This is a genomic window from Pseudomonas sp. 1176_21 (assembly GCF_052850635.1).
This window is the reverse complement of sequence record NZ_VXCV01000007.1, coordinates 1-16,649: the sequence shown is the minus strand read 5'-3', so window position 1 is coordinate 16,649 and position 16,649 is coordinate 1. Positions and strand designations below refer to the sequence as shown.

General features: G+C 57.7%; 13 protein-coding genes and 4 tRNA genes. All 17 read right to left on the bottom strand.

Annotated features, from left to right (window positions below; all coding sequences use genetic code 11):
- Nucleotides 1-93: 93 nt before the first annotated feature.
- Nucleotides 94-465 (bottom strand): 30S ribosomal protein S12, encoded by a 372-nt coding sequence (rpsL, locus tag FW760_RS17075; RefSeq protein ID WP_003186084.1) that lies wholly within the window; start codon nt 463-465, stop codon nt 94-96.
- Between the two features lie 203 nt (nt 466-668).
- A complete protein-coding gene (gene rpoC / locus FW760_RS17070) occupies nt 669-4,868 on the bottom strand; it encodes a DNA-directed RNA polymerase subunit beta' (RefSeq protein WP_054916698.1) in 4,200 nt (1,399 codons plus the stop codon).
- Nucleotides 4,869-4,932: 64 nt separating this feature from the next.
- Nucleotides 4,933-9,006 carry a DNA-directed RNA polymerase subunit beta gene (gene rpoB, locus FW760_RS17065; protein WP_043861935.1) on the bottom strand — a complete coding sequence of 1,358 codons (4,074 nt, stop codon included), beginning with the start codon at nt 9,004-9,006 and terminating at the stop codon, nt 4,933-4,935.
- A 219-nt stretch (nt 9,007-9,225) separates the two neighbouring features.
- Complete coding sequence (gene rplL, locus FW760_RS17060; RefSeq protein ID WP_043861936.1) at nt 9,226-9,591, bottom strand: 50S ribosomal protein L7/L12; 366 nt, start codon at nt 9,589-9,591, stop codon at nt 9,226-9,228.
- 78 nt (nt 9,592-9,669) lie between these two features.
- On the bottom strand, nt 9,670-10,170 hold the full coding sequence (gene rplJ, locus FW760_RS17055; RefSeq protein ID WP_043861937.1) for a 50S ribosomal protein L10: 501 nt from the start codon (nt 10,168-10,170) through the stop codon (nt 9,670-9,672).
- A gap of 200 nt (nt 10,171-10,370) precedes the next feature.
- Nucleotides 10,371-11,066, bottom strand: a complete 696-nt coding sequence (gene rplA / locus FW760_RS17050; RefSeq protein ID WP_043861938.1) for a 50S ribosomal protein L1 — start codon at nt 11,064-11,066, stop codon at nt 10,371-10,373.
- Entirely contained in the window at nt 11,066-11,497 is a 432-nt protein-coding gene (rplK, locus tag FW760_RS17045) for a 50S ribosomal protein L11 (RefSeq protein WP_028944937.1), read from the bottom strand. The genes rplA and rplK overlap by 1 nt, the downstream gene beginning before the upstream one ends.
- 119 nt (nt 11,498-11,616) lie before the next feature.
- On the bottom strand, nt 11,617-12,150 hold the full coding sequence (gene nusG, locus FW760_RS17040; RefSeq protein WP_043861939.1) for a transcription termination/antitermination protein NusG: 534 nt from the start codon (nt 12,148-12,150) through the stop codon (nt 11,617-11,619).
- A gap of 9 nt (nt 12,151-12,159) precedes the next feature.
- Nucleotides 12,160-12,528, bottom strand: coding sequence for a preprotein translocase subunit SecE (gene secE, locus FW760_RS17035; RefSeq protein ID WP_043861940.1), 369 nt, complete (start codon nt 12,526-12,528; stop codon nt 12,160-12,162).
- Between the two features lie 45 nt (nt 12,529-12,573).
- Nucleotides 12,574-12,649 (bottom strand) — tRNA-Trp (locus FW760_RS17030).
- Nucleotides 12,650-12,702: 53 nt separating this feature from the next.
- Nucleotides 12,703-13,896, bottom strand: coding sequence for an elongation factor Tu (gene tuf / locus FW760_RS17025; protein WP_100634181.1), 1,194 nt, complete (start codon nt 13,894-13,896; stop codon nt 12,703-12,705).
- Between the two features lie 85 nt (nt 13,897-13,981).
- A tRNA-Thr gene (locus FW760_RS17020) sits at nt 13,982-14,057 on the bottom strand.
- A gap of 26 nt (nt 14,058-14,083) precedes the next feature.
- Nucleotides 14,084-14,157, bottom strand: a tRNA-Gly gene (locus FW760_RS17015).
- Nucleotides 14,158-14,180: 23 nt separating this feature from the next.
- A tRNA-Tyr gene (locus FW760_RS17010) sits at nt 14,181-14,265 on the bottom strand.
- 143 nt (nt 14,266-14,408) lie between these two features.
- Nucleotides 14,409-14,831, bottom strand: a complete 423-nt coding sequence (locus tag FW760_RS17005) for a hypothetical protein (protein ID WP_116052330.1) — start codon at nt 14,829-14,831, stop codon at nt 14,409-14,411.
- Between the two features lie 7 nt (nt 14,832-14,838).
- Entirely contained in the window at nt 14,839-15,585 is a 747-nt protein-coding gene (locus FW760_RS17000; RefSeq protein ID WP_043861943.1) for a pantothenate kinase, read from the bottom strand.
- A complete protein-coding gene (gene birA, locus FW760_RS16995; protein ID WP_116052331.1) occupies nt 15,575-16,534 on the bottom strand; it encodes a bifunctional biotin--[acetyl-CoA-carboxylase] ligase/biotin operon repressor BirA in 960 nt (319 codons plus the stop codon). Before birA ends, FW760_RS17000 begins: the two co-directional genes overlap by 11 nt.
- Nucleotides 16,535-16,649: the final 115 nt, after the last annotated feature.

The following is a 16,649-nucleotide window of genomic DNA, read 5'->3' as shown; positions in this document are numbered from 1 at the left end:
TAGCTCGGGACAGGGAACCCAGAGGTTGCGTGCCCGACCTTACTCTTATCGACTCAATAAAATTGATAACTGCAAATTGCTGCAAACGGCCGATTACTTCGGACGCTTGGTACCGTACTTCGAACGACCTTGGTTACGACCTTTGACGCCGGAGGTATCCAGGGAGCCGCGAACGGTGTGGTAACGAACACCTGGCAAGTCTTTTACACGACCGCCGCGGATCAGTACCACGCTGTGCTCTTGCAGGTTGTGGCCTTCACCACCGATGTACGAGGAAACCTCGAAACCGTTGGTCAGACGCACACGGCATACTTTACGCAGTGCCGAGTTAGGTTTTTTCGGCGTGGTGGTGTACACACGGGTGCACACGCCACGACGTTGCGGGCAGTTCTGCAGCGCAGGAACGTCGGATTTCTCGACGATACGCTTACGCGGCTGACGTACCAGCTGGTTGATAGTTGCCATCTACTAGCTCCACTGTTGTCTTGCGACGCTATTGTCTTGCAAGAAAAGCAAAATGGCAGGACGAAGTCCCACCAAATTTAGGGGTACAAGAGTCTAAAGAGGATCTTGCCCCTCGTCAAGGCAAGGCCCCGACATCCCCCACCCTCCCCTTCGCAACAGATTATGTCGCGAAGATCGGGTGAGGGCCGCCAGGGCCCTACGCTTTAGTTGCCGCTGGAGTTCAGCGCTTCGGTCAGTGCAGCTTCCACTTCACTGGCGCTAACACGCAACGGCTTGTCGGCATCACGGCGACGCTTGCGCTCGCTGTGGTAGGCCAGACCGGTACCGGCCGGGATCAGACGACCCACGACCACGTTTTCTTTCAGGCCGCGCAGGTAGTCGCGCTTGCCGGTTACCGCCGCTTCGGTCAGTACGCGGGTGGTTTCCTGGAAGGAAGCCGCCGAGATGAACGATTCGGTGGACAGCGAGGCCTTGGTGATACCCAGCAGTACACGAGTGAACTTGGAGACAAACTTGTCTTCCGCGCCAAGGCGCTCGTTCTCTACCAGTACCTGGGTCAGTTCCATCTGGTCGCCCTTGATGAAGCTGGAGTCACCCGACTCGGCAATCTCGACCTTACGCAGCATCTGACGCAGGATGGTCTCGATGTGCTTGTCGTTGATCTTCACGCCTTGCAGACGGTAAACGTCCTGGATCTCGTTGACGATGTACTTGGCCAGCGCGCTAACACCCAGCAGACGCAGGATGTCGTGCGGATCGCTAGGACCGTCCGAGATGACTTCGCCGCGGTTCACTTGTTCGCCTTCGAAGACGTTCAGGTGACGCCACTTCGGAATCAGCTCTTCGTACGGATCGCTGCCATCGTTCGGGGTGATGACCAGACGGCGCTTGCCCTTGGTCTCTTTACCGAAGGCGATGGTACCGCTGACTTCAGCCAGAATCGAGGCTTCTTTCGGACGGCGCGCTTCGAACAGGTCGGCAACGCGCGGCAGACCACCGGTGATGTCACGGGTCTTGGACGTTTCTTGCGGGATACGCGCGATAACGTCACCAACACCGATCTGTGCACCGTCAGCCACACCGACCAGGGCGTTGGCTGGCAGGAAGTACTGAGCCGGTACGTCGGTACCTGGCAACAGCAGATCCTTGCCGCTGGCGTCGACCATCTTGATTGCAGGACGGATTTCCTTGCCTGCAGCCGGACGGTCTTTGACGTCCAGAACCTCGATGTTGGTCAGGCCGGTCAATTCGTCAGTCTGACGCTTGATCGTGATGCCTTCTTCCATGCCCACGAAGGTCACGGTACCTTTCATTTCGGTAACGATCGGGTGGGTGTGCGGGTCCCACTTGGCGACGATGGCGCCAGCGTCGACCTTGTCGCCTTCCTTCACCGAAATCACGGCGCCGTAAGGCAGCTTGTAACGCTCGCGCTCACGACCGAACTCGTCGGCAATCGCCAACTCGCCGGAACGCGATACGGCAACCAGGTTGCCGTCGGCACGCTCAACCTGCTTGAGGTTGTGCAGACGAACCATACCGCCGTTCTTCACCTGGACGCTGTCGGCAGCCGAGGTACGGCTTGCAGCACCACCGATGTGGAACGTACGCATGGTCAGCTGGGTACCCGGCTCACCGATCGACTGTGCAGCGATAACGCCGACAGCTTCACCGATGTTCACCTGGTGACCGCGAGCCAGGTCGCGACCGTAGCACTTGGCGCAGATGCCGTAGCGGGTTTCGCAGCTGATCGGCGAACGCACGATCACTTCGTCGATGCTGTTCAGCTCGATGAACTCGACCCACTTCTCGTCGACCAGGGTACCGGCCGGAACGATGACGTCGTCGGTGCCAGGCTTGAACACGTCACGGGCGATTACACGACCCAGTACGCGCTCACCCAGCGGCTCTACAACGTCGCCGCCTTCGATGTGCGGGGTCATGACCAGACCCTGCTCGGTGCCACAGTCGATCTCGGTAACCACCAGATCCTGCGCCACGTCTACCAGACGACGGGTCAGGTAACCGGAGTTCGCGGTTTTCAACGCGGTATCCGCAAGACCCTTACGCGCACCGTGAGTCGAGATGAAGTACTGCAGTACGCTCAGACCTTCGCGGAAGTTCGCGGTGATCGGTGTCTCGATGATCGAGCCGTCCGGCTTGGCCATCAGACCACGCATACCGGCCAACTGACGAATCTGAGCTGCCGAGCCCCGGGCACCGGAGTCAGCCATCATGTACATCGAGTTGAAGGACTCCTGCTCGACTTCGTTGCCTTCGCGGTCGATGACTTTCTCTTTCGAGAGGTTGGCCATCATCGCCTTGGACACTTCGTCGTTCGCCTTGGACCACAGGTCGATGACCTTGTTGTACTTCTCGCCCTGGGTTACCAGGCCGGAGGCGTACTGGCTCTCGATCTCTTTCACTTCGTCGGTGGCAGCACCGATGATGCGGGCTTTTTCATCCGGGATAACGAAGTCGTTAACACCGATGGAAACGCCGGAGATGGTCGAGTAGGCAAAACCGGTGTACATCAGCTGGTCAGCGAAGATGACGGTCTCTTTCAGACCAACCACGCGGTAGCACTGGTTGATCAGCTTGGAGATCGCCTTTTTCTTCATCGGCTGGTTGACCACGTCGTACGACAGACCTGGCGGTACAACCTGGAACAGCAGTGCACGGCCGACAGTGGTGTCGACGATGCGGGTGTTCTTGACGCTGCCGCCATCACGATCGTTCACGGTTTCGTTGATACGAACCTTGATCTTGGCGTGCAGGGCCGCTTCGCCGGCGCGGAATACGCGGTCGACTTCCTGCAGGTCGGCGAATACGCGGCCTTCGCCCTTGGCATTGATGGCTTCGCGGGTCATGTAGTACAGACCCAGTACAACGTCCTGCGAAGGAACGATGATCGGCTCACCGTTGGCTGGCGACAGGATGTTGTTGGTCGACATCATCAGCGCGCGCGCTTCGAGCTGGGCTTCCAGCGTCAGTGGCACGTGCACGGCCATCTGGTCACCGTCGAAGTCGGCGTTGTACGCAGCACAGACCAGCGGGTGCAGCTGGATGGCCTTGCCTTCGATCAGTACCGGCTCGAACGCCTGGATACCCAGACGGTGAAGGGTCGGTGCACGGTTGAGCAGTACGGGGTGTTCGCGAATCACTTCGGCAAGAACGTCCCACACCTCTGGCAACTCGCGCTCGACCATCTTCTTGGCAGCCTTGATGGTGGTCGCCAGACCACGCATTTCCAGCTTGCCGAAAATGAACGGCTTGAACAGCTCGAGGGCCATTTTCTTCGGCAGACCGCACTGGTGCAGACGCAGGGTCGGACCTACGGTAATTACCGAACGACCCGAGTAGTCAACGCGCTTACCGAGCAGGTTCTGACGGAAACGACCTTGCTTACCCTTGATCATGTCGGCCAGGGATTTCAGAGGACGCTTGTTCGAGCCAGTGATGGCGCGGCCGCGACGGCCGTTGTCGAGCAGTGCGTCGACCGCTTCCTGCAGCATGCGCTTTTCGTTGCGCACGATGATGTCAGGCGCAGACAGGTCGAGCAGGCGCTTCAGACGGTTGTTACGGTTGATCACCCGACGGTACAGGTCGTTCAGGTCGGAGGTCGCGAAACGACCGCCATCCAGCGGAACCAGTGGACGCAGGTCTGGCGGCAGAACCGGCAGAACGGTCAGAACCATCCACTCAGGCAGGTTGCCCGAGCCCTGGAAGGCCTCCATCAGCTTCAGTCGCTTGGACAGCTTCTTGATCTTGGTTTCCGAGTTGGTCTGCGGAATCTCTTCGCGCAGGCGGCCAATCTCGTGTTCCAGGTCGATAGCGTGCAGCAGTTCGCGGACGGCCTCGGCACCCATGCGGGCGTCGAAGTCATCGCCGAACTCTTCCAGCGCTTCGAAGTACTGCTCGTCGTTCAGCAGCTGGCCTTTTTCCAGGGTGGTCATGCCCGGGTCGATAACGACATAGCTCTCGAAATAGAGAACGCGTTCGATATCACGCAGGGTCATGTCCATCAGCAGGCCGATACGCGACGGCAGCGACTTCAGGAACCAGATGTGGGCAACAGGCGAGGCCAGCTCGATGTGCGCCATGCGCTCACGACGAACTTTTGCCAGCGCGACTTCAACACCGCACTTCTCGCAGATCACGCCACGGTGCTTCAGGCGCTTGTACTTGCCGCACAGGCACTCGTAGTCCTTGACTGGGCCAAAGATCTTGGCGCAGAACAGGCCGTCACGCTCAGGCTTGAACGTACGGTAGTTGATGGTTTCCGGCTTTTTTACTTCACCGAACGACCACGAACGGATCATCTCAGGCGAGGCCAATCCGATACGGATGGCGTCGAACTCTTCGACTTGACCCTGGTTTTTCAGCAAATTCAGTAGGTCTTTCAAGGCCTTTCCTCCTGGCGGAGCAGGGAGCGGGCTTTTCAGCCGCGCTCCCGATTCGCGTCACGTGTTATTCGGTTTCCAGATCGATATCGATACCGAGCGAACGAATCTCTTTGATCAACACGTTGAAGGACTCGGGCATGCCCGGCTCCATACGGTGATCGCCGTCCACGATGTTCTTGTACATCTTGGTCCGACCGTTCACATCGTCCGACTTCACTGTGAGCATTTCTTGCAGGGTGTATGCCGCGCCGTATGCTTCCAGCGCCCACACTTCCATCTCCCCGAAACGCTGACCACCGAACTGCGCCTTACCACCCAGCGGCTGCTGGGTAACCAGGCTGTAAGAACCAGTGGAACGCGCGTGCATCTTGTCGTCCACCAAGTGGTTCAGCTTGAGCATGTACATGTAACCAACGGTCACTGGACGCTCGAACTTGTTGCCGGTACGACCGTCGAACAGCTGCATCTGACCGCTTTCCGGCATGTCTGCCAGTTTCAGCATGGCCTTGATTTCGCTTTCCTTGGCACCGTCGAAGACTGGAGTGGCCATTGGCACACCGCCTTTGAGGTTCTTCGCCAGGTCGAGGATTTCCTGGTCGGAGAAGTCTTCCAGGCTTTCCTGACGACCACCGATCTCGTTGTAGATCTCGGTGAGGAACTTGCGCAGCTCGATGACCTTGCGCTGCTCTTCGAGCATGCGGTTGATCTTCTCGCCCAGGCCCTTGGCCGCCAGGCCCAGGTGGGTTTCGAGGATCTGACCGACGTTCATACGCGAAGGTACACCCAACGGGTTGAGTACCACGTCCACCGGCGTACCGTTGGCGTCGTGCGGCATGTCTTCGACCGGCATGATCACGGAGACCACACCTTTGTTACCGTGACGACCGGCCATCTTGTCGCCCGGCTGGATGCGACGACGGATTGCCAGGTAGACCTTGACGATCTTCAGTACGCCCGGTGCCAGGTCATCGCCCTGCTGCAGCTTGCGCTTCTTGTCTTCGAACTTGTCGTCCAGCAGACGGCGACGATCAACGATGTAGGCCTGGGCCTTCTCGAGTTGCTCGTTCAGCGCGTCTTCGGCCATGCGCAGTTTGAACCACTGGCCGTGCTCCAGACCGTCCAGCACTTCGTTGGAGATGACCGAACCTTTCTTCAGGCCAGCACCACCTTCGACGACCTGACCGTTCAGGGCGCTGCGCAGACGTTCGAAGGTTGCGCCTTCAACGATGCGGAACTCTTCGTTCAGGTCCTTGCGGATCTCGTCCAGCTGCATCTTCTCGATGGACAGCGCACGGCTGTCGCGCTCGACGCCATCGCGAGTGAAGACCTGTACGTCGATGACAGTACCCTTGGTGCCGGTCGGCACACGCAGGGAGGTGTCTTTGACGTCGCTGGCCTTCTCGCCGAAGATCGCACGCAGCAGTTTTTCTTCTGGCGTCAGCTGGGTCTCGCCTTTTGGCGTGACCTTGCCGACCAGAATGTCGCCAGCGCCGACTTCAGCACCCACGTAGACGATACCGGCTTCGTCCAGCTTGTTCAGCGCAGCCTCACCCACGTTCGGGATGTCCGCGGTGATTTCCTCTGGGCCAAGCTTGGTGTCACGGGCCACACAGGTCAGTTCCTGGATGTGGATCGTGGTGAAGCGATCTTCCTGAACCACACGCTCGGACAGGCAGATGGAGTCTTCGAAGTTGAAGCCGTTCCACGCCATGAACGCGATGCGCATGTTCTGACCCAGAGCCAGCTCACCCATGTCGGTGGACGGGCCGTCGGCCATGATGTCGCTACGCTGAACCACATCACCCTTGCTCACCAGCGGACGCTGGTTGATGCAGGTGTTCTGGTTCGAGCGGGTGTACTTGGTCAGGTTGTAGATGTCGACACCAGCTTCGCCGGTTTCAACTTCGTCATCTGCAACACGCACCACGATACGGCTGGCGTCGACGGAATCGATCACACCACCACGACGAGCCACGACGCAAACGCCGGAGTCACGCGCAACGTTGCGCTCCATGCCGGTACCTACCAGCGGCTTGTCGGCGCGCAGAGTCGGTACAGCCTGACGCTGCATGTTCGAACCCATCAACGCACGGTTGGCGTCGTCGTGCTCGAGGAACGGAATCAGCGACGCGGCAACAGAAACTACCTGCTTTGGCGAGACGTCCATCAGGGTGACGTCTTCCGGCGCCTTGACGGTGAATTCGTTCAGGTGACGGACCGCTACCAGCTCGTCGATCAGCTGCTTCTTCGCGTCCATCGTGGCCGAAGCCTGTGCGATGACGTGATCAGCTTCTTCGATCGCCGACAGGAACACGATGTCGTCGGTAACCACACCCTCTTTCACCACGCGGTACGGGCTCTCGAGGAAGCCGTACTGGTTGGTGCGGGCATAGGCCGCCAGGGAGTTGATCAGACCGATGTTCGGACCTTCAGGGGTCTCGATCGGGCACACACGGCCGTAGTGGGTCGGGTGTACGTCACGGACTTCGAAGCCTGCGCGCTCACGGGTCAGACCACCAGGGCCGAGTGCCGAGACACGACGCTTGTGGGTGATCTCGGACAGCGGGTTGTTCTGGTCCATGAACTGGGACAGCTGGCTCGAACCGAAGAACTCCTTCACCGCCGCCGCTACCGGCTTGGCGTTGATCAGGTCTTGCGGCATCAGGCCTTCGCTTTCAGCCATGGACAGACGCTCTTTGACCGCGCGCTCTACACGCACCAGGCCAACGCGGAACTGGTTCTCGGCCATTTCGCCGACACAGCGCACGCGACGGTTACCCAGGTGGTCGATGTCGTCGACGATGCCTTTGCCGTTACGGATGTCGACCAGGGTCTTGAGGACCTCGACGATATCTTCCTTGCTCAGCACGCCCGAACCTTCGATCTCGGTACGACCGATACGACGGTTGAACTTCATGCGACCAACAGCCGACAGGTCGTAACGCTCGGCGCTGAAGAACAGGTTGTTGAACAGGGTCTCTGCGGCATCCTTGGTTGGCGGCTCGCCAGGACGCATCATGCGATAGATCTCGACCAGCGCTTCCAGTTGGTTGCTGGTGGAGTCGATCTTCAGGGTATCCGAGATGAACGGACCGCAGTCGATGTCGTTGGTGTACAGGGTCTCGATGCGAACGACCTGAGCCTTGGCGATCTTCACCAGTGCTTCGGTGGTCAGCTCGGTGTTGCATTCGGCCAGGATTTCACCGGTAGCCGGGTGCACGATCGCCTTGGCGGTGGTGCGGCCCAGAACGTATTCCAGCGGCACGTCCAGGGATTTGACACCAGCCTTTTCCAGCTGGTTGATGTGGCGAGCGGTAATACGACGACCCTGCTCGACAATCACCTTGCCGCTGTCGTCATGGATGTCCATGACCGCGATTTCACCACGCAGGCGTTGTGGCACCAGTTCCAGGCTGAGCTTTTCGCCCGCCACGTGGAATACGTTGGTGGTGTAGAACGCGTTCAGCACTTCTTCGGTGGTGTAGCCCAGCGCGCGCAGCAGTACGGAAGCCGGCAGCTTGCGACGACGGTCGATACGGACGAATACACAGTCTTTCGGATCGAATTCGAAGTCCAGCCACGAGCCGCGGTAAGGAATGATCCGCGCCGAGTACAGCAGCTTGCCCGAGCTGTGCGTCTTGCCACGGTCGTGGTCGAAGAACACGCCTGGCGAGCGGTGCAGCTGGGAAACGATAACACGCTCGGTACCGTTGATTACGAAGGTACCGTTTTCAGTCATCAGGGGGATTTCACCCATGTAGACTTCTTGCTCTTTGATGTCCTTGATCGCTTTGTTCGACGATTCTTTGTCGAAAATGATCAGGCGGACTTTCACGCGCAGCGGTACCGCGTAGGTTACCCCGCGCAGTACGCATTCTTTGACATCAAAGGCCGGTTCGCCCAGACGATAGCCAACGTACTCCAGGGCAGCATTGCCGGAGTAGCTGATGATCGGGAAAACCGATTTGAAGGCCGCATGCAGGCCCACGTCGCGGAACTGATCTTTAGTCGCTCCCGCCTGCAAGAATTCACGATACGAATCCAGCTGGATGGCCAGGAGGTAAGGCACATCCATGACGTCCGGCAACTTGCTAAAGTCCTTGCGGATACGTTTTTTCTCAGTGTATGAGTAAGCCATCAGCGTTCCCCAGCTTGGTCACCTGCTTGTTTGGCTTCTCCCGACGGGAGCAGCCAGAAAATCGTGCAAACCCCATGGTTTGCGCCACCGTCATCGGTGGTTACCGCTCGTCATCGGCGCCGACCTGATCGGCTGCCAATAACGGAAAAAGGCCGGTGGCAAAAGCCACCAGCCATCAGCCTTTCGCTTGTCGCTCGGGCTGGAGACGCACAGTCGAAATTACTTCAGTTCGACGGTAGCGCCTGCTGCTTCCAGGTCAGCCTTGGCTTTGTCAGCGGCTTCTTTCGAAACGCCTTCAGCAACGACTTGAGGAGCGGTATCAACCTTTTCCTTGGCTTCTTTCAGGCCCAGGCCGGTCAGTTCACGAACAGCCTTGATCACGTTTACTTTCTTGTCGCCAGCGGCAACCAGAACAACGTTGAACTCGGTTTGTTCTTCAACAACGGCAGCGGCAGCAGCTGGGCCAGCAGCGGCAACAGCAGCGGTAACGCCGAAGGTTTCTTCCATTGCTTTGATCAGCTCAACAACTTCCAGAACGGTTTTCTGGCCGATTGCTTCGATGATTTGCTCGTTAGTCAGAGACATGACTTAAATCCTGTATTGGGGTGACAGCCTACGCAGCCATCAAATTAAACGTATGATTTCGAAAGGGCTTGCGGTGCCTTAGGCAGCAGCAGCTTCTTTCTGGTCGCGAACGGCCGCCAGAGTACGAGCCAGCTTGCTGGTCGCGCCTTGGATCACGCTCATCAGCTTCGCAATGGCCTCGTCGCGGGTCGGCAGGGAAGCCAACACGTCGATCTGGTTTGCGGCAAGGAACTTGCCGTCGAACGCAGCTGCCTTGATCTCGAACTTGCTCTGACCCTTGGCGAACTCAGCGAACAGACGAGCAGCAGCGCCCGGGTGTTCGTTGGAGAACGCGATCAGGGTAGGGCCGGTGAACACGTCGTTGAGGACACTGAATTCAGTGTCGGCAACAGCGCGCTTGAGCAGGGTGTTACGTACAACACGTACGTAAACGCCAGCTTCACGAGCCTCTTTACGGAGTCCGGTCATTGCGCCTACAGTCACACCACGGGCATCAGCCACGACAGCGGACAGAGCGACTTTGGCAGCCTCGTTGACTTCAGCGACGATGGCCTTCTTGTCTTCGAGTTTAATTGCCACGGGTAAAACTCCTGCTTGTTACCGTTTCATCCAGCCGAAGCCGAATGTCGTTTTGGTGTCTGACTCGGTAAGGAATCAGGGGCACCATCTGCGTAGGCTTGAGGTTTAAGGCTTGCGCCGCCTACGGTCTTGGATAGCCCCCGCCAGGCAGGGACCCCAATTTTTGCTGACGGGCGCAATTGCTCGCGCCCATCGCGGTCTTACGCGTTCAGGGAACCTTGATCGATTACCAGACCTGGGCCCATGGTGGTGCTCAGGGTAACGCGCTTGACGTAGATACCTTTCGAGGAAGCTGGCTTGATACGCTTCAGATCAGCGATCAGGGCTTCAACGTTTTCCTTCAGCTTGACGGCTTCAAAGCCGATCTTGCCAACGGAAGTGTGGATGATGCCGTTTTTGTCGGTACGGTAGCGAACCTGACCAGCCTTGGCGTTTTTGACCGCGGTGGCTACGTCTGGAGTTACGGTGCCAACTTTAGGGTTAGGCATCAGGCCGCGAGGACCCAGAACCTGACCCAGCTGACCTACAACACGCATTGCGTCCGGGGAGGCAATAACGACGTCATAGTTCAGGTCGCCGCCTTTCATTTCGGCAGCCAGATCGTCCATGCCTACACGGTCAGCGCCGGCAGCCAGAGCGGCCTCGGCAGCTGGACCCTGGGTGAACACGGCAACACGTACGGTCTTGCCAGTGCCGTGTGGCAGCACGGTAGCGCTACGAACGACCTGGTCGGATTTACGTGGGTCAACGCCCAGGTTAACGGCTACGTCGAAGGACTCGCTGAACTTCACGGTAGACAGTTCGGCCAGCAGCACTGCTGCTTCTTCGAAGTTGTAGACTTTGCCCGCTTCGATTTTCGAAGCGATAGCCTTTTGGCGCTTGGTCAGCTTAGCCATTACACACCCTCCACGTTGAGGCCCATGCTGCGAGCGGAACCGGCGATGGTACGCACGGCCGCTTCCATGTCAGCAGCGGTCAGATCAGCATTTTTGGTTTTTGCGATCTCTTCCAGCTGAGCACGGGTCACAGTACCGACTTTGACGGTGTTCGGACGCGCAGAACCGCTGGTCAGGCCAGCTGCTTTCTTCAGCAGAACCGAAGCAGGGGTGCTTTTGGTTTCGAAAGTGAAGCTACGGTCACTGTATACAGTGATGATCACAGGAGTCGGCAGGCCGGCTTCTTGACCCTGGGTACGGGCGTTGAAGGCCTTGCAGAATTCCATGATGTTCACACCGTGTTGACCCAGTGCTGGGCCGACGGGTGGACTTGGGTTGGCCTGGCCGGCCTTTACTTGCAGCTTGATGTAAGCCTGAATCTTCTTAGCCATGAGCTACTCCAATATCGGGTACAAGCGCCAGAAGGCTCCCCGGATTACTTGCGTTTTATCCCAGTGACGACAAAACCCCGCAGCACATAGGGCTGCGGGGTATGGGATGCGTCGTTCTGCTAGACCTTTTCGACCTGGCTGAACTCAAGCTCCACCGGAGTAGAGCGACCGAAGATGAGCACCGCTACCTGGAGCCGGCTCTTCTCGTAGTTAACCTCTTCGACCGTGCCGTTGAAATCAGCAAACGGACCGTCTACAACACGAACCACTTCACCTGGCTCGAACAGCGTTTTCGGCTTCGGCTTGTCGCTGCCATCGGCAACGCGACGCAGAATGGCCTCGGCTTCTTTATCGGTGATGGGTGCAGGCTTGTCTGCGGTACCACCAATGAAGCCCATGACACGAGGGGTGTCCTTGACCAAGTGCCAAGTCCCTTCGTTCATGTCCATCTGAACCAGCACGTAGCCCGGGAAGAACTTACGCTCGCTTTTGCGCTTCTGGCCATTGCGCATTTCAACCACTTCTTCAGTGGGGACCAGAATCTCGCCGAAGCCATCTTCCATGCCAGCCAGCTTTACGCGCTCGATGAGCGAGCGCATCACATGCTTCTCGTAACCCGAGTAAGCATGCACAACATACCAACGCTTAGCCACAGGACACCCTTAGCCAACAATCAAGGAAATCAACCAGCCGAGCAGGGAATCGAGCCCCCACAACAGCAGCGCCATGACCAGGACAACAGCCACCACAATAAGGGTGGTCTGCATGGTCTCTTGGCGGGTTGGCCATACGACTTTACGAATCTCGGTGCGAGCTTCCTTTGCCAGCGCAAAGAACGACCTGCCCTTTGCAGTCTGCAAGGCAACAAAGCCAGCAACAGCAGCAAGAGCGAGGAGTGCAATAACGCGATACAGAATCGGCGAAGCGGAGTAATATTGATTTCCGACCACGCCTACCACCACCAAAGCGACAACAGCCAGCCACTTGAGCAGATCAAAACGAGAGTCTTGGGCTTCAGACTTGGGAGTCATCTAGGAGGATCCTGTGAAAAGAAAGCCAGACACACAAGGTGAATCTGGCAGGTCAGGAGGGAATCGAACCCCCAACCTACGGTTTTGGAGACCGTCGCTCTGCCAATTGAGCTACTGACCTAAAAGCTTATCAGGCCGACCATTATGCCGGCCTGATCGAGAGAAATCAACTACTTATTCAATAACCTTTGCTACTACACCCGCACCGACGGTACGACCGCCCTCACGGATAGCGAAGCGCAGACCGTCTTCCATCGCGATGGTCTTGATCAGAGTGACAGTCATCTGGATGTTGTCACCTGGCATTACCATTTCAACGCCTTCTGGCAGCTCGCAGTTACCAGTCACGTCAGTAGTACGGAAGTAGAACTGTGGACGGTAGCCTTTGAAGAACGGAGTGTGACGGCCGCCTTCTTCCTTGCTCAGAACATAGACTTCTGCGGTGAACTTGGTGTGCGGCTTGACCGAACCTGGCTTGACCAGAACCTGGCCACGCTCAACGTCATCACGCTTGGTGCCGCGCAGCAGCACGCCGCAGTTCTCGCCAGCACGACCTTCGTCCAGCAGCTTGCGGAACATCTCAACACCGGTGCAGGTGGTGGTGGTGGTGTCACGCAGACCAACGATTTCCAGGGCGTCTTGAACGCGGACGATGCCACGCTCGATACGACCGGTAACAACGGTACCACGACCCGAGATCGAGAATACGTCTTCGATTGGCATCAGGAATGGCTTGTCGATAGCGCGCTCAGGCTCTGGAATGTAGCTATCCAGGGTTTCGACCAGACGCTTGACAGCGGTGGTGCCCATTTCGTTATCGTCTTTGCCTTCCAGCGCCATACGAGCCGAACCAATGATGATCGGGGTATCGTCGCCTGGGAAATCATAGGTGGACAGCAGGTCGCGAACTTCCATCTCGACCAGCTCCAGCAGCTCAGCGTCGTCTACCAGGTCAGCCTTGTTCAGGAAGACCACGATGTACGGAACGCCAACCTGACGGGACAGCAGGATGTGCTCACGGGTTTGCGGCATCGGACCATCAGCGGCCGAGCAAACCAGGATAGCGCCATCCATCTGAGCAGCACCGGTAATCATGTTTTTTACATAGTCGGCGTGACCCGGGCAGTCAACGTGCGCATAGTGACGAATGTTCGAGTCATATTCGACGTGCGCAGTATTGATGGTGATGCCACGTGCTTTTTCTTCCGGGGCGCTGTCGATCTTGTCGAAGTCAACCTTGGCAGAACCGAAAACCTCGGAGCAAACGCGAGTCAGCGCGGCGGTCAACGTCGTCTTACCATGGTCAACGTGACCAATGGTGCCGACGTTCACGTGCGGCTTGTTACGTTCGAACTTTTCCTTAGCCATCGAGACTGTCCCCCGGTAGAAGTAATAAGCAGATCAAACCGACCATTAAAACAAAGGCAGATATTTTCATATCTGCCTTGTCATATGGAGCTCTTGAGCGGATTTGAACCGCTGACCTCACCCTTACCAAGGGTGTGCTCTACCAACTGAGCTACAAGAGCGTAACACTGTGCAACAACAGCAAACCTGGAGCGGGTAGCGGGAATCGAACCCGCATCATCAGCTTGGAAGGCTGAGGTTCTACCACTAAACTATACCCGCGGAGCTTGCAGCTCTCGCTAAACTGGTGGAGGGAGAAGGATTCGAACCTTCGAAGTCGTAGACGTCAGATTTACAGTCTGATCCCTTTGGCCGCTCGGGAACCCCTCCAATGTGGCCGGCATTTTCTACTCTTGCCGTCCTGCTGTCAAGCTTTTTCTCATTAAAATCTTGAGGTTAGCTACTTTGACAACTGCTTCACTGCGTTACCACCTAGTGGTCATCGCTGTGGAGCGGGCGCCATTCTATGCAAACTATTCGATAGTTGCAACGCCTTCGCACAACATTATTTTATCTTTTAAGTCTTTGAAATCATGGGAAAGTCCGGCGAGCACCGTTGCGTCCAGCAAGCGACGGCTTTCAGGCGCTATCTGCAGCCACCACCCCTGACTGTCTGGCAGCCTCCCCACTACCTTGCGCGCCCGGATATCCAGGCTGATCAGACGCTGACGAAGGCTATCCAGTAGCTCGGGGCTAGCCAATGCCCCAAGGTAGAGACACTCATCGTCCTTCTGCGATGGCGCCTCGCGAGACTCGCTGAGCAGACGAATACCCTGCTGACTTCCCTTGTAGAGCGACAGCGATGTCACCTCTTTCGCCCTCAACGGTGCCTCCTGCTGGTGCCAGACGTAGTAGACGACATTGAGGACCAGCAATAACAGAAACAACCAGCGCATACACACCTCACTCCAGCGGACAGGCCATCGCCAGGCCTACGAACACCAGGTCGGGAACGATTCGGGCTTGCGGTACCACCTGGTGCAACAGGCCTGCGTCGCCACCGGTAATGAACAGGGTAAAATCCTCACCCCACAATGAGCGCGCCTGCTCGAGCTGAGTCAACACAAATCCATGCAGCATGAGCGTACAGCCGCGCTCTACCGCCTCGACGGTAGAGCGCCCAGGCTGCAGACTCGACAATGCACGCTCGGCGGACTCGTCGTCATAGCGGATACGCCGGGTATGGGTACGCAATTGATTGCGCATCAATGGCATCCCAGGGCAGATGAAACCTCCCAGGTGTTCCCCCTGCGCCGATACGAAATCCGATGTGACAGCAGTCCCCAGATCGATGACCACGCATGCCCTTCTGGCCAGATGGTACCCGCCAAGCAAAGCCAGCCACCGATCGAGCCCAAGACGCTCGTAATCGTCATAGCCATTAGTAACCCCGGCCAATGCAGTTGCCGAGCGCGCGCGCACTATCGACAGCCCGAACGCCTTCACCAGGGCATCACCAAGATGATCGGTCTCTTCTTCTGTACGTACACTGACCAGGCGGCAACGGGCCGGGGTATCGCCCGCAAGCGCCTCAACAGCCTCGATCAGCGCCTGGTTGGTATCGACGATGCCGCCACCAACAACCGATGCGTCGGTGCGGATAACCCGCCACTTGATAAAACTGTTACCGCAATCGAGCTCAAGAATCATCGCGCAACCTCAAACTGAGCTCACCACCACTAAAGCTCTTCTCAACACCTTCGACCTGAAGACGCAGCGCGCCCTGACGATCGATACCGAGCACAACGCCGTCGACCCTGGTGACGCCGGCTATCAACGATACTGCACACCCCTGCCACAGGTGCCCTTGCTCCCACTCCGCCTGCAAGTCGGTAAAACCCGACTGACGATGTCGCTCCAGGTGAACCTGCAGATTCTCATTGAGCAGCGCAACCAGCTGGTTGCGATCAACCTGCTGCCCTGTCTCGAGCCGGACGGATGTCCATGCCTGATCGACCTCGCTGTTGGTCTGCATATTCACGTTCACACCAATACCCAGCACCACATGACAGACATCAGCGGGATCCCCCACAAGCTCAAGAAGAATACCTGCGATCTTGCGACCGTTGGCCAGCACATCATTTGGCCACTTCAAGCCCGCAGCATTCACTCCGACGGACTGAAGGGTACGCATGACCGCCAAACCCACCACAAGGCTCAGGCCTTCCAGTTGCCGCATGCCACCGTCGATACGCAGCACCAGGCTGTAATAGAGATTCTGCGCAAAGGGGCTTGACCAGTTTCTGCCACGGCGACCGCGCCCTGCGCTCTGATGCTCAGCCAGAACCAGAAAGGGTGCCTGGCGACCGGCACTGATCGCGCGCAACGCTTCGGCATTTGTCGAGTCAATCTCTTCATGGATGTGCATTGGCCAGAGCCGGCCGGTGCCGGCACCCTCGATGGCGCTGACGTCCAACAGCGACAAGGGCGCAGCCAATCTGTAGCCCCGCCCTCGCACCTTGTACACCGGCAGACTCAATTCAGCCTCGAGATGCTGCAATTGCTTCCACACGGCGCTGCGGCTGATGCCCAGGGCAGCACCCAAGGCCTCGCCGGAATGGAATCGACCATCCTTGAGGAGTTTCAACAACTTCAGCATGCCAATCTCGACTCACAATGAGGCACGCATGATAGCTATGCGCTGAAGGATTGCATACCTGTTGTAGGACGCGTCCTTACGGAGAAATAGCTGCGTGATCGCAGCTTTTTTCGAC